The sequence below is a fragment of the Pantoea sp. Cy-639 genome, assembly GCF_011752525.1.
Taxonomy (GTDB): domain Bacteria; phylum Pseudomonadota; class Gammaproteobacteria; order Pseudomonadales; family Pseudomonadaceae; genus Aquipseudomonas.
Genome location: NZ_VWXI01000015.1, coordinates 29,097 through 41,487, shown reverse-complemented (window position 1 = coordinate 41,487; position 12,391 = coordinate 29,097). Strand labels below are relative to the sequence as shown.

9 protein-coding genes are annotated in these 12,391 nt (G+C 63.5%); 5 read left to right on the top strand and 4 right to left on the bottom strand.

Translation table 11 applies throughout. The features are described from left to right. Positions 1-2: 2 nt before the first annotated feature. On the bottom strand, positions 3-1,418 hold the full coding sequence (locus F3J43_RS18000; protein WP_166889634.1) for an acetyl-CoA carboxylase biotin carboxylase subunit: 1,416 nt from the start codon (positions 1,416-1,418) through the stop codon (positions 3-5). A 189-nt stretch (positions 1,419-1,607) separates the two neighbouring features. Between F3J43_RS18000 and F3J43_RS17995 the strand changes: the two genes are divergently transcribed. Beyond that, a complete protein-coding gene (locus F3J43_RS17995) occupies positions 1,608-2,570 on the top strand; it encodes a LysR family transcriptional regulator (RefSeq protein WP_166889632.1) in 963 nt (320 codons plus the stop codon). Here the strand turns inward: F3J43_RS17995 and F3J43_RS17990 are convergent. After that, entirely contained in the window at positions 2,512-2,730 is a 219-nt protein-coding gene (locus F3J43_RS17990) for a PA3496 family putative envelope integrity protein (RefSeq protein ID WP_166889630.1), read from the bottom strand. The two genes, F3J43_RS17995 and F3J43_RS17990, sit on opposite strands and share 59 nt — an antisense overlap. A gap of 167 nt (positions 2,731-2,897) precedes the next feature. Beyond that, positions 2,898-3,764, bottom strand: coding sequence for a transcriptional regulator HexR (gene hexR, locus F3J43_RS17985; protein WP_166889628.1), 867 nt, complete (start codon positions 3,762-3,764; stop codon positions 2,898-2,900). 103 nt (positions 3,765-3,867) lie between these two features. Between hexR and zwf the strand changes: the two genes are divergently transcribed. Continuing rightward, positions 3,868-5,310: a glucose-6-phosphate dehydrogenase gene (gene zwf / locus F3J43_RS17980; protein WP_166889626.1), complete on the top strand. Its 1,443-nt coding sequence runs from the start codon at positions 3,868-3,870 to the stop codon at positions 5,308-5,310. 86 nt (positions 5,311-5,396) lie between these two features. On the opposite strand, the gene F3J43_RS17975 is transcribed toward zwf, so the two are convergent. Beyond that, positions 5,397-8,273, bottom strand: coding sequence for a putative bifunctional diguanylate cyclase/phosphodiesterase (locus F3J43_RS17975; RefSeq protein WP_166889623.1), 2,877 nt, complete (start codon positions 8,271-8,273; stop codon positions 5,397-5,399). Between the two features lie 239 nt (positions 8,274-8,512). Between F3J43_RS17975 and uvrD the strand changes: the two genes are divergently transcribed. The 3 genes from uvrD to F3J43_RS17960 all read left to right on the top strand — a co-directional run bounded on the left by uvrD (position 8,513) and on the right by F3J43_RS17960 (position 12,274). Then, complete coding sequence (gene uvrD, locus F3J43_RS17970) at positions 8,513-10,696, top strand: DNA helicase II (protein WP_166889621.1); 2,184 nt, start codon at positions 8,513-8,515, stop codon at positions 10,694-10,696. Between the two features lie 205 nt (positions 10,697-10,901). After that, the gene (locus tag F3J43_RS17965; RefSeq protein WP_166889620.1) at positions 10,902-11,753 is read left to right on the top strand and encodes a Tim44 domain-containing protein; all 852 of its coding nucleotides are present in this window, start codon (positions 10,902-10,904) and stop codon (positions 11,751-11,753) included. A 113-nt stretch (positions 11,754-11,866) separates the two neighbouring features. After that, entirely contained in the window at positions 11,867-12,274 is a 408-nt protein-coding gene (locus F3J43_RS17960) for an SMI1/KNR4 family protein (RefSeq protein ID WP_166889617.1), read from the top strand. Positions 12,275-12,391 lie beyond the last annotated feature (117 nt).

The following is a 12,391-nucleotide window of genomic DNA, read 5'->3' as shown; positions in this document are numbered from 1 at the left end:
CCTCACAGGCCTGCGTGGGCGGCGATGGCGGCGGCGATGGCCAGGGCCAGCTCTTCGGGTTTGCGCTTGATCGAGTAGTTGGTCAGTTCGGGATGGCTTTCGACGAAGCTGGTGTTGAACTGACCGCTACGGAATTCCGGATTGCGCAGAATTTCCTGGTAGTACGCGGCGGTGGTCTTCACCCCCTGCACGCGCATGTCGTCCAGGGCCCGCAAGCCGCGGTCCATGGCTTCTTCCCAGGTCAATGCCCAGACCACGAGCTTCAGGCACATGGAGTCGTAGAACGGCGGAATGGTGTAGCCGGTGTAGATCGCCGTGTCGGTGCGCACGCCCGGACCACCGGGGGCGTAGTAACGGGTGATCTTGCCGAAGCTGGGCAGGAAGTTGTTCTTCGGGTCTTCGGCGTTGATGCGAAACTGCAACGCGTAGCCGCGGTGCTGGATGTCTTCCTGCTTGACCGACAGTGGCAGCCCGGAGGCGATGCGGATCTGCTCGCGGACGATGTCGATTCCGGTGATTTCCTCGGTGATGGTGTGCTCCACCTGCACCCGGGTGTTCATTTCCATGAAATACACCTCGCCATCGGCGAGCAGGAACTCCACGGTACCGGCATTCTCGTAGTTGACCGCCTTGGCCGCGCGCACCGCCAGGTCGCCGATGTAGGCGCGCTGCTCCGGGGTCAGCTGCGGGCTCGGGGCGATCTCGATGAGTTTCTGGTTGCGGCGCTGGATCGAGCAGTCGCGCTCGAACAGGTGCACCACATTGCCGAAGCTGTCACCGAGGATCTGCGCCTCGATGTGCTTGGGATTGACGATGCACTTTTCCAGGAACACTTCCGCCGAACCGAAGGCCTTGGTGGCCTCGGAGATCACCCGCGGGAAGTTCTGCTCCAGCTCTTCGCGACTGTTGCAGCGACGAATGCCACGACCACCGCCACCCGAGGTGGCCTTGAGCATCACCGGATAACCGATCCGGTCACCTTCGCTCAGGGCTTCGTGGATGTCGGCAACGTTGCCTTCGGTACCTGGGGTCACCGGCACACCGGCGCCGATCATGGTGCGGCGGGCTTCGGTCTTGTCGCCCATGCGGCGGATGACTTCGGCGGACGGGCCGATGAACTTGATCCCGCGCTCGGCGCAGATTTCCGCCAGTTCGGCGTTTTCCGACAGGAAACCATATCCTGGATGCAGGGCGTCGCAACCGGTTTCCACCGCCAGGTTCACCAGCTTGCGAGGATTGAGGTAACCGGCCAACGGCTCGGCGCCGATGCTGTAGGCTTCGTCGGCGCGCTTGACGTGCAGGGCGTGACGGTCGGCATCGGCATAGATCGCCACGGAGCGAATGCCCATCTCGGCGCAGGCACGCACGATCCGAACTGCGATTTCACCCCGGTTGGCGATCAGGATTTTTTTTATCACTGGATTCTTCCCAAAGCCGTAGGAACAGACGATCCGGTTCTACCGGTCGGCGCGTGACCAGACGTCGCTGGCCAGTCGCATATTCACCCTAGCGCTGAAGGTCGATAAACAAAAATCAATATTTGTTAGAGGCAGTATTAGCAAAAGCTTATAGTTAGGTAACAAGATTTTGCCGGAGTGCCGGAGAAAATGCGTAAGTCCTTGATGCGTATGACTTTACGTCAGTTGCAGGTCTTCAATGAGGTATGTGATCTGCGCTCCTACAGCCGGGCGGCCGAGGAGATGGCACTGACGCAACCCGCCGTTAGTCTACAGATCCGCCAACTGGAGGAACTGGTCGGCCAGCCCTTGTTCGAGTACGTCGGCAAGAAGCTCTACCTGACCGAAGCGGCCGAAGCCCTGCAACGGGCCAGCCGGGACATCTTCGGGCGCCTGGAGAACCTCGACATGCAGCTGTCTGACATGCAGGGCTCACTGCAAGGGCAACTGAAGCTGGCGATCGAGTCCAGCGCCAAGTACTTCGTGCCACACCTGTTCGCCGCCTTCAAGCAACGCCACCCGGAGGTCAACCTGACCCTCACGGTGGTCAACCGGGCCCAGGCGATCCGGCGCCTGTCGGACAACCGTGACGACCTGATCATCATGTCCATGGTGCCCCAGGACATGGGCCTGGAGTTCCTGCCCTTCCTCAACAACCCGATCATCGCCGTGGCGCCGCCGGATCACCCGCTGTGCAAGCTGGAGCAACTGCGCCTGCAGGACCTGGAGCCTCATACCCTGCTGGTCCGTGAACAGGGGTCGGGCACCCGCAGGGCTTGCGAGGAGTTCTTCAAGGACAAGCGGGTGCACTTCACCCAGACCCTCGAAGTGGCCTCCACCGATGCCCAGCGCGAATGCGTGGTGGCCGGCCTGGGCATTGCCCTGCTGACCCGCCATGCGGTGAACATGGAACTGGCTACCGGGATACTGCGCGAACTGCCGGTGGAGGAACTGCCGCTGTATCGCAGCTGGTGCCTGGTGCAGTCCAAGGCCAAGCGGCAGTCGCCGGTGGCGTTGGCGTTCCAGGCGTTCATCCGCGGCGAGCGTGCGCAGATCAGCGGGCTTGTGGAACGGTTTTCGGGGAAGCTGCCGCCGATACCTGCCACACCGTGATGTCTTGCAGGTCGGGGTAGTCAGTGATATCGCGCAACAGCTGGCGCTGGTCGCAGTAGCTCTCGATGGCGCGGCGGAACTCCATGCGGCGCTGGTCCTTTTCCTGCTGCTTGCGAGCCTTGGCGTTGGGTTGGTACACACCTTCGTGATCATGTGCCATTGCCTGTCTCCCAGATAGGATGCGGGGAGTTTCAGACTGGCCCAGGAGGTTTACGGTTTGGCGGAAAAATGGTGACGAAATCGTGAAACCTGCAGGCGCCGCAGAACGCAGCACCGGCTACGCAGGCTCCTGCGGCGGTAGTGCTGTTCTTGCCTGCAAGCAATGGATCAGTCGTCGGCAGCCTTGATCGACTTGGGCGACAACCGCAGACTGCGCAGACTACGCTTGACGCTCTTGAGGTGGTTCACCAGGCTCGGTCCGCGGGCCATGGCCACGCCCATGGCCAGCACGTCGATCACCACCAGGTGGGCGATGCGCGAGGTCAGCGGGGTGTAGATCTCGGTGTCCTCGTGCACATCGATGGCCAGGTTGACCGTCGACAGCTCGGCCAGCGGCGTCTGGCTGGGACACAGGGTGATCAGGTTGGCACCGCTCTCACGCACCAGGTTGGCGGTGATCAGCAGGTCTTTCGAGCGGCCCGACTGGGAGATGCACACCGCCACGTCGCCCGGCTTCAGGGTCACCGCCGACATCGCCTGCATGTGCGGGTCGGAATAGGCGGCGGCGCTGAGCAACAGGCGGAAGAACTTGTGCTGGGCATCGGCGGCCACCGCGCCGGAGGCACCGAAACCGTAGAACTCCACGCGCTGGGCCTGGGCCATGGCGGTCACCGCCTGCTGCAAGGCTTGCGGATCGAGGTGCTCGCGCACTTCCATCAGCGTGTGCAGGGTGGTGTCGAAGATCTTCAGGCTGTAGTCGGCGACCGAGTCATCCTCGTGGATGGCGAACTGGCCGAAACTGGCGCCAGCGGCCAGGCTCTGGGCCAGCTTGAGCTTGAGGTCCTGGAAACCCGAGCAACCGATCGCCCGGCAGAAACGCACGATGGTCGGTTCGCTGATGCCCACGCTGTGCGCCAGGTCGGCCATCGAGCTGTGCATGACGGCAGCCGGATCGAGCAGCACATGGTCGGCTACCTTGAGTTCCGATTTGCGCAGCAGGTGGCGCGATTGGGCGATATGTTGCAACAGATTCACGGGCGGGACTCGGTTATGATCGGCTGGCCGGGATGTAGCTTTCTTGTAGTTATACTACATGCTTGCCAACCCGCCCAGCTAAACGAACGTGGAGAGTGGTGGTTTGACTATTCCTTGCGACATCCTGGTTTTCGGCGGTACCGGCGACCTTGCCCTGCACAAGCTGCTGCCGGCGCTCTATCACCTGTATCGCGAGGAACGTCTGCACAACGCCGTGCGGATCATTTCCCTGGCCCGGCGCAACTTGCCGCGTATCGACTACGTCAAGCTCGCCGAGCGTCATTGCCGGGCGCAGATCGCCCGCCAGGACTTCGACGAAGATGTCTGGCAGCGCTTCTCGGCACGCCTGGACTACTTCCCCATGGACGCTGCGCAGAGCGCCGACTTCGTGCGCCTGGCCCGCTATCTCGGCGAGCCTGGCGGGCTGACCCGTATCTACTACCTGGCCACCGCGCCCACGCTGTTCGTGCCCATCGCCAATCACCTGCGTATCGCCGGCCTGGCCGACAGAGAAGCCCGCATCGTGCTGGAAAAGCCTATTGGCCATTCGCTGGCCTCGGCGACCGCGATCAACGAGGCGATCGGTGAAGTGTTCGACGAGTCGCAGGTGTTCCGCATCGACCATTACCTGGGCAAGGAGACCGTGCAGAACCTCATGGCCCTGCGCTTTGCCAACGCCCTGTTGGAGCCGGTGTGGCGCAACAGCCAGGTCGATCATGTGCAGATCAGCGTCTGCGAAACGCTTGGCGTGGAGAACCGCGGCGCCTACTACGAACGTGCCGGGGCGATCCGCGACATGCTGCAGAACCACCTGCTGCAGTTGCTGTGCCTGGTGGCCATGGAGCCCCCGGCACAGTTCGAGGCCGAGGCAGTGCGTGACGAGAAGGTGAAGATCCTTCGCGCGCTCAAGCCGATCACCGGCCAGGACGTGCAGGACAAGACCGTACGCGGCCAGTACGGCGCCGGCAAGATCGGTGGCCAGGAAGTGCCGGCCTACTACTTCGAGAAAGACGTGGACAACGACAGCGACACCGAGACCTTCGTTGCGGTCGAGGCGCATGTCGAGAACTGGCGCTGGGCCGGCGTACCGTTCTACCTGCGTACCGGCAAGCGCATGGCACGTCGCTCGTCGCAGATCGTCATCCAGTTCAAGCCCGTGCCCCACGAGCTGTTCAGTGGCGGCCAGGTCAACCAGTTGCTGATCCAGTTGCAGCCGGACGAGCACATCAGCCTGCGCATGATGACCAAGAGCCCGGGCAAGGGCATGCGCCTGGCGCCGGTGGAGCTGGACCTCAACCTCGCCCAGGCCTTCGCCCAGACCCGTCGCTGGGACGCCTACGAGCGCCTGTTGCTGGACGTGCTGGAGGGTGATTCGACGCTATTCATGCGCCGCGACGAGGTCGAAGCCGCGTGGGCCTGGGTCGACCCGATCCTGCAAGGCTGGGAAGAACACTTCCAGGCGCCGCGTCCCTACTCCGCCGGCAGCAATGGCCCGGAGCAGGCCAATAGCTTATTGGCACGCCGGGGCAGCCACTGGCATAGCTGAAATGGCTCCTTCTGCCAGGGATCCACGATGGCAAGCTGATCACCAGCATCACCGAACCCCACTGATCCACGTGCTGCAACCGCCTCTCAGGCTTCCCATCGGGTGCGTGGTTGCTGCAACAAGACCTCGAACGCTGCGGCGTCCACCGGCCTGCTGATCAGATAACCCTGGACTTCATCGCACCCATGCTCGCGCAGGAATGCCAGTTGCTCCAGGGTTTCCACGCCTTCGGCCACCACCTTCAATTGCAGGCTCTTGGCCATGGCGATGATCGCCCGCGTGATCGCCGCGTCCTGGCTGCCTTCGAGCAGGCCGCGAATGAACGCCTGGTCGATCTTCACGTAGTCCACCGGGAAGCGCTTGAGATAGCTCAGCGACGAATAACCGGTACCGAAGTCATCGATGGCCAGCTTCACCCCCAGGCCATGCAACTGCTCGAAGGTGACGATGATGTGCTCGACGCTGTCGATCAACTGGCTTTCGGTCAGTTCCAGCTCAAGCAGATGCGGCACCAGCCCAGACTCCTGCAGGACTTGCCGAACCAGGCTGACCAGCTTGCCCTGACGCAGCTGGTACACCGACAGGTTGACCGAGACCCGTACCTCCATACCTTGACGCAACCATTCGCACGCCTGCCAGCAGGCCTGGCGCAGGACGAACTCGCCCATCGGCGCGATCAGCCCGGTTTCCTCGGCCAGGCCGATGAACTCGCTGGGCGGGACCATCCCCCACTCCGGGTGTTGCCAGCGCACCAACGCCTCGGCCGCATGCAACTGCCCGGTACGCAGGCACAACTTGGGCTGGTAGTAGACCAGCAACTGCCCCTCGTCGATCGCCTTGCGCAACTGGTTTTCCAGTTGCAGACGCTCCAGGGTGCTGGCGCGCAGGCTCTCGGTGTAGAACTGGAAGTTGTCACCACCCAGGTGCTTGGCGTGCTGCTTGGCCATGTCGGCCTGGCTGACCAGCATGTTGAGATCAAAGTTGGCGTCCGACAGCAGGCTGATTCCCACCGAGGCGCTGATCACCACCTCATGTCCACCCACCCGCTGGGGTACGCGCAACTTGTCCAGCAGGCGGGTGGTGACTCGCACCAGGCTGGACAGGTTGGTGTAACCATCGAACAACACGGCGAACTCGTCGCCTGACAAGCGCGCCACGGTGTCCGCCTCAGGTACCGCATTGGCCAGGCGCTGGGCCATTTTCTTCAACAACTGGTCGGCCAACTCATGCCCCAGGCTTTCATTGAGCAGCTTGAAGCGGTCCAGGTCCACATGCAGCAACGCCAGACTGCGACCGTTCAGGCGTATGCGCTGTGCCGCCTCGTGCAGGCGCAGGCGGAACAGCGCACGGTTGGCCAAGCCGGTCAATTCATCGTAGTGCGCCAGGTAGCGCAAGCGCTCCTCCGACTCGCGACGTGCCGACAAGTCAGTGAAGAAGCCGACAATATTGACGATCTTGCCTCGGGCGTCGCGCACGCTGTTGAGCTGCAGCCATTGTGGATACAACTCGCCGTTCTTGCGTGCCTCTACCAGTTCGCCTTGCCAGCGCCCTTGCTGTTCCAGTGCCTGGTCGATGACCTGGCTGTGGCGTCGCGCATCGCGGCTGCAAGGCAGCTCCAGCGCATTGCGGGCGATCAGTTCGGCGCGACCATGGCCGGTGACATCACAGAAGGCCTGATTGACCGCCAACAGCTGGAACTCGGCATCGAGAATGGCGATGCCCTCGCTGGCTGCCTCGAACACCGTGGCAGCCAGCCGTTGCTGTTCCTCCTGCTCCTTCTGCGCGGTGATATCGCGACGCGTGCCGAGCATGCGCAGCACCTTGCCTGCGCCATCGCGCTCGACCGCCCGGCCACGGTCCTCGATCCAGCACCAGTGGCCCTGGGCATGGCGCACCCGGTACTCGACCCGGTAGTCCTCGCTACGCCCCTTGAGGTGTTCGACGAGCGTGCGCCGCAGCAATGCCAGGTCGTCAGGGTGCATGCGTGGCTTGAGGTCGGCGCGCACCGTGCGGACCCGGTCGGCGTCGAGGCCGAACAGCGCCTGCAGTTGGGTATGGTGAACCTCGTCGGTTTCCAGGTTCCAGTCCCATAGCCCCAGCTCGCTGGCCTCCAGGGCCAAGGCCAGGCGCTGCTCACTCTTGCTCAGCGCCTGGTTGGCCAGGTCCAGCTCATGGCTGCGTTGCGCCACGCGTTGCTCAAGACCGGCATGGGCCTGACGCAGCTCATCTTCGGCCTGACGGCGTTGGCGAATCTCCCCGCTGAGCTGATGGTTGAGGTCTTCGCCCAGGCGCTGGGCGCTTTGCAGGTGCTCGATCAACGCCTGGTTCTGGAAGCGCCGCAGCAAACCGCGCTCGATCAGTCGGTTGACCTGCCAGGCCACCACCATCAGCGCGCCCAGCGCGATCAACCCCAACCAGCCCCAGCCCCGCTGCTGGCCGGCGTCATGAATGAACAGGAAGACGATCGGCGGCAACAGGCAAGGCAAGGCGAAACTGAGAAACGCCGGCAGGCTGACTGCATAGGCGACGCTGGCCGACAGCGCCGCCGCACCGAGCAGGCCGAATGCCCAGGCCTGCTGCACGAAGTTCTCCACAGGAGCCAGGGCGATCGCCGCGCTGGCCAGGGTGAGCCCACTGAACGCCGAGCCGAAGAGGAACATGCGCCGCCAGGTCGATTTGGCCTGGCGCACCGCAGTGGCAGCCTCGAAGGCCGCCACCTGGATGACCCGCAACGCCACCAGCGCCAGCAACCAGGCCAGCCACACGCCGACCAGCAGATAGCGTCCGGGACTCCACAGCAGCCAGGCGCAGAGCAAGCCGTTGAGCAGCATGAACAGCGTGGGCAACAGGGAGCCCTGGTACAGCAGGCGAGTCCGCTCGATGGACAACTGGGTGGCGAATTGCCTGCGAACGCTCCGTGTCGTCTCCGGCGATGCTCCGATCGCCCTGCAATCCTGGGTCATATGGCTGGCTTCTTGTAGAGTTCTTGTTATGGCTGAGCGCAAACGAGCAGGGAGAATACACAAGCGTCACGCCGTACCAAACTGCTCTGCGTCATGAATTCCAAAATGTCCCGCCCGTCCGCTTTCGACCGCTCAACCACGCGGGCCAGCCAGGGTGGTCGATGAACGGATACCGCCTGGCGCAGCGATTTGCGCCGCAGGCGTTTGCCCCTGCCCCCGCACAGCCATAGAATGCCCGGATGCACAATGACGACCTCTCCCTCCTGCTGAACTCCCTCAACGACGCCCAACGCCAGGCCGTAGCCGCCTCGCTGGGGCGCCAACTGGTGCTGGCCGGTGCCGGCTCGGGCAAGACCCGCGTGCTGGTACACCGCATCGCCTGGCTGATCCAGGTCGAACAGGCCTCGCCGCACTCGATCCTGTCGGTGACCTTCACCAACAAGGCCGCGGCGGAAATGCGCCAGCGTATCGAGCAACTGCTGGGCATCAACCCGGCCGGCATGTGGGTGGGCACTTTCCACGGCCTGGCCCACCGCCTGCTGCGGGCCCACTGGCAGGAAGCGGGGCTGGCGCAGAACTTCCAGATCCTCGACAGCGACGACCAGCAGCGCCTGATCAAGCGAGTGATCCGCGAGCTGGGCTTCGACGAGCAAAAGTGGCCGGCACGCCAGGTCCAGTGGTTCATCAACGGCCAGAAGGACGAGGGGCTGCGCCCACGGCACATCCAGCCCGGCGGCGACCTGTACCTGACCACCATGCGCGACATCTACGTGGCCTACGAGCAGGCTTGCGAACGCGCCGGGGTCATCGACTTCTCCGAGCTGCTGCTGCGCGCCCTCGACCTGTGGCGCGACCAGCCCGACCTGCTGCGCCACTACCAGCGCCGCTTCCGCCACATTCTGGTGGACGAATTCCAGGACACCAACGCCGTGCAGTACGCCTGGCTGCGCCTGCTCGCCTCGGGTGGCGACAGCCTGATGGCAGTGGGCGACGATGACCAGTCGATCTACGGCTGGCGCGGCGCGAAGATCGAGAACATCCACCAGTACACCGCCGACTTCCCCGACGCCGAGCTGATCCGCCTGGAACAGAACTACCGTTCCACCGGCGGCATCCTCAAGGCTGCCAACGCCCTGATCGCCAACAATAGCGGGCGCCTGGGCAAAGAGCTGTGGACCGACATGGGCGAAGGCGAGCCGATCACCTTGTACGCCGCCTACAACGAGCACGATGAAGCACGCTACGTGGTCGAGACCATCGAGAGCATCATCAAGCAGGGCACCGCGCGTAACGAGATCGCCATTCTGTACCGCTCCAACGCCCAGTCGCGGGTATTGGAAGAGGCCTTGCTGCGCGAGCGCATCCCCTATCGCATCTATGGCGGCCAGCGCTTCTTCGAGCGCGCCGAGATCAAGAACGCCATGGCCTACCTGCGCCTGCTCGAAGGCCGTGGCAACGACGCCGCGCTGGAGCGGGTCATCAACGTGCCACCACGTGGCATCGGCGAAAAGACCGTCGAGGCCATCCGCGACCACGCCCGCCACAGCCAGCTGTCGATGTGGGAAGCGATGTGCCAGTTGCTCGCCGCCAAGGCGCTCAAGGGCCGTGCCGCCAGCGCCCTGGGCGCCTTCATCGAGCTGCTCGAGAACCTTGCCGCCAAGGTGCTGGACATGCCGCTGCACCTGATGACCCAGACGGTCATCGAGCAGTCCGGCCTGATCATCTACCACCAGGAAGAGAAGGGCGAAAAAGGCCAGGCACGGGTGGAAAACCTTGAGGAACTGGTCAGCGCCGCGCGCAACTTCGAGACCAGCGACGAAGACGGCGACCTGTCGCCGCTGTCGGCCTTCCTCGGCCACGCCTCGCTGGAGGCCGGCGACGCCCAGGCCGACGAGCACGAGGACAGCATCCAGCTGATGACCCTGCACAGCGCCAAGGGCCTGGAGTTCCCTCACGTGTTCCTGGTGGGCATGGAGGAAGGGCTGTTCCCGCACAAGATGAGCCTGGAAGAACCCGGTCGTCTGGAAGAGGAACGGCGCCTGGCCTACGTCGGCATCACCCGGGCCATGCGCCAGCTGATCATGACCTATGCCGAGACCCGTCGCCTGTATGGCAGCGAGACCTACAACAAAGTGTCGCGCTTCGTACGGGAAATTCCGGCAGGGCTGGTGCAGGAAGTACGCCTGTCGAACACCGTCAGCCGGCCGTTCGGCGGCGCCAAGACACCCGCCAGCAGCCTGTTCGCCAATGCCAGCATTCCGCAGACCGCCTTCAGCCTCGGCCAGCGTGTGCAGCATGCCGTGTTCGGCGAAGGCGTGATCCTCAACTTCGAGGGTTCGGGCGCCCAGGCCCGGGTGCAGGTGAACTTCTCGGAAGGCAGCAAGTGGCTGATGCTCGGCTACGCCAAGCTCGAAGCCATCTGACACCATGCGCGATCTCTGTAGGTGCGGCCTTGCCGGGGCGTTCCTACAGGGAAACGGGCTTACCTGTGATGGTCTTTTCAGATGACGTCCGTCTGAAAAATCTGCCTGTCAGGCAAAAGCTCGAAACATCTTGTCGCTAGCTATGTCAGCTTCTTCATGTGCACCATGACGCGCGTGCAATCCACACAAACGGGAATCCCCATATATGCAACGTTTTCTTAGCATCGTACTGGCGCTGTGCGTCGGCCTGACGCTGAGCCTCGACGCAAACGCCAAGCGCTTCGGTGGTGGCAAGAGCTCGGGCTCCGCGCCAATCCACCAGACCCGCCAGGCAACCCCGACCACCCCCGCCGCCGCCCCGACCGCACCAGGTCGCGCCCCGGCTGCCGCCAGCGGTGCTTCGCGCTGGTTGGGCCCACTGGCCGGTATCGCCGCCGGTGGTCTGCTGGCCTCCATGTTCATGGGCGATGGCTTCCAGGGCATGCAGATCTTCGACTTCCTGATCATGGGCCTGATCGCCTTCCTGGTCTTCCGCTTCATCGCCGCCCGTCGTCGTGCCCAGCAGCCGCAGCACGCCGCCGCCGGCCATGCGCCGTACCAGCGCGAAGCCCAGCCGCAGCCTGCTGCCCCGCAGTCGATCTTCGGTGGTGCAGCCGCACCGGCCGCCGCTCCGGTGATCAACGCCCCGGCCTGGTTCAACGAAGCCAGCTTCCTGGCCGCAGCCCGTTCGCACTTCCAGTCGCTGCAGCAGCACTGGGACGCCAACGAGATGGACAAGATCGCCGAGTTCGTCACCCCGCAGATGCTCGACTTCCTCAAGCGCGAGCGCGCCGAGCAGGGCGAGGGCTTCCAGTCCACCTACATCGATGATCTCGATGTGCAGTTGGAAGGTGTCGACGACCGCGCCGACAAGACCATCGCCACCCTCACCTTCCGTGGCGTGTCGAAGACCTCGCGCTTCGATCAGGGTGAAGCGTTCAACGAGAGCTGGCACATGGAACGCGCCCAGGGTGAAAACCAGCCCTGGATGCTGGCCGGTATCCGTCAAAACGGCTGACCGTCGCACGTTGCACAAAAAACCCCGGGCCTGTCCCGGGGTTTTTGCTTTTGCCATAGTCGACTACTAGGGTATAACGCGCAGCGTTGTCATAAGGTCAGAGGATGTGAACCGTGGAAGAAGTGATCGAACAACTGCGCGAAGCCAACGAGCCGGTGCCGGTGCCGCTGGAGCTGCCAGACGAGGATCAGCTGGTCGAGATCGAGGAACAGCTGTTCATCAACATCCCGTTCGTGTTCAAGGAGTACCTGCTGACCGTCAGCGACGTGGTCTATGGCAGCCTTGAGCCGGTGACCGTGACCGATCCGCAATCCCACACCTACCTGCCGGACGTCGCCGCCAATGCCTGGGATGCCGGTGTCCCGCGCGACCTCATCCCGATCTGCCAGGATGGCGACGATTATTACTGTGTCGAGGAAGACGGCACCGTGGTGCTGTGGTCCGGCGAGGAAGAAATCGTCACCGAAGACAGCTGGGAGTCGGTCTGGCACTGGGCGCGGGACGTGTGGCTGGAGAGCTGATCCGCCCCGGCGCCGTGCAATGGAATGCCACCAGTGGGATAAACACAGGAAAAATAATGGCTTAGCGCCATTAAAGTGCCTAAAATCGCCAGGCTTTCTGCGCCTGGCGACATCGCT

Bases quoted from the DNA above. Each gene is read 5' to 3' on its own strand.
- F3J43_RS17995 (WP_166889632.1), top strand. From the start codon at position 1,608: ATGCGTAAGTCCTTGATGCGTATGACTTTACGTCAGTTGCAGGTCTTC.
- F3J43_RS17990 (WP_166889630.1), bottom strand. From the start codon at position 2,730: ATGGCACATGATCACGAAGGTGTGTACCAACCCAACGCCAAGGCTCGC.
- F3J43_RS17975 (WP_166889623.1), bottom strand. From the start codon at position 8,273: ATGACCCAGGATTGCAGGGCGATCGGAGCATCGCCGGAGACGACACGG.
- uvrD (WP_166889621.1), top strand. From the start codon at position 8,513: ATGCACAATGACGACCTCTCCCTCCTGCTGAACTCCCTCAACGACGCC.
- F3J43_RS17965 (WP_166889620.1), top strand. From the start codon at position 10,902: ATGCAACGTTTTCTTAGCATCGTACTGGCGCTGTGCGTCGGCCTGACG.